Raw genomic sequence first — 1,376 nt, 5'->3', positions numbered from 1 at the left:
CCTGGTGGGGGTGTCTGGCGGCATGAAGCGCAGGTCATCGCCCACCTTGACGCTGCCGGAAATGACTGTGCCCGTGATGACCGTGCCGTAGCCTTTCATGCTGAAGACGCGGTCCACCGGCTGGCGGAAGATGTCAACGCGCCGCCGGGCGGGAAGATCGGCGGCCAGTTGAAAAATATGGGAGCGCAGGGCGTTCACCCCTTCGCCCGTGGCCGACGAGACTGGAAAAACAGGCGCACCCTCAAGGAAGGTTCCGGCCAGAAAGCCGCGCACGTCTTCAGTGACCATTTCCAGCCAGTCCGCGTCCACCATGTCCGTCTTGGTCAGGGCCACAAAGCCGTTCCGGATGCCGAGCAAAGAGCATATTTCAAGGTGCTCGCGGGTCTGGGGCATGACGCCCTCGTCCGCCGCGATGACCAGCATCACGAAGTCCACCCCCGCAGCCCCGGCCACCATGTTTTTTACGAAACGCTCGTGGCCCGGCACGTCCACAATGCCCAGACGCTCGCCGCCGGGCATGTCCACCCAGGCGAAGCCCAGCTCAATGGTGATGCCGCGGCGCTTTTCCTCTTCCAGCCGGTCGCAGTTGATGCCCGTGAGCGCCCGTACCAAAGAGGTTTTACCGTGGTCGATATGTCCGGCTGTGCCCAGCACTACAGCCATGTGATACCCCCTGAAGTTATTGGCTTCAGGATAGCATGCGGCAACGGGCCTTTGCAAATGCGGCGGAGTCTGTTTTTGCGTGGGGCAGGGGCGGCGCGGACTGCGGCAGAGTGCCTGTTTGCGCAAATCCCCGGAGCAATTTCAGCTTGAGGCTGTTCTGGAATTTGGCATGCGCGCGACCGTCAGCGGGGAGTGGCGCGATGTGTCGGGCCTGTTGTGAGTCGCAGACGCCACATGATTTATTGAAAATGCATGACGACGAAAAAGTTAGAGCAATTTCACTTTGAAATTGCTCTGGCGGCTGCGTGAGCAGACGTTCGCTACGGAAGCGTAAGCGCAGTTTATCTGCGCGGTTAAACGCCGAAGTGAGCGTGCCTTAAACTTTGAGAATGTATATTCTCAAAGTTAATCTGCTCTAGCGGAGATTGAAGTCAAAAGGCAGCAAGACCAGAGTGCGGACGGCTTTCCCGGCCTTGGTTCCGGGGCGGAAGCGCATGCGGCGGGCGGCGTCCAGGGCTGCTTCTTCAAAATAGCCCTGAGGATTGGCGCTGTGGATGCTGCACTGGCCAGGCTGCCCGCTGGTTTCCACCACCATGCGCACAATGACGCGCCCTTCCACCCTGCGGCTGCGGGCGGAGGAAGGATAGTCCGGTTTGACCCCCCTGGTGACGGCCGGGGACTGGTCAAGCTGACGGGGAGAATACACCTTGTCA

At 60.3% G+C, this 1,376-nt stretch carries 2 protein-coding genes; both read right to left on the bottom strand.

Features of this window, described 5'->3' with window-relative positions; all coding sequences use genetic code 11:
- On the bottom strand, positions 1-663 hold a 663-nt coding region (selB, locus tag V6C07_RS11750; protein ID WP_333536664.1), incomplete at its 3' end, for a selenocysteine-specific translation elongation factor.
- Positions 664-1,078: 415 nt separating this feature from the next.
- Positions 1,079-1,376 (bottom strand): energy transducer TonB (locus tag V6C07_RS11745; protein WP_333536663.1); only part of this gene is annotated, 298 nt, incomplete at its 5' end.

The organism is Desulfovibrio sp. 1214_IL3152, from assembly GCF_036763055.1.
Classification (GTDB): Bacteria; Desulfobacterota; Desulfovibrionia; order Desulfovibrionales; family Desulfovibrionaceae; genus Desulfovibrio.
Note: the sequence above shows the minus strand (reverse complement) of the source record. Positions and strands in the feature narration are given on the sequence as shown.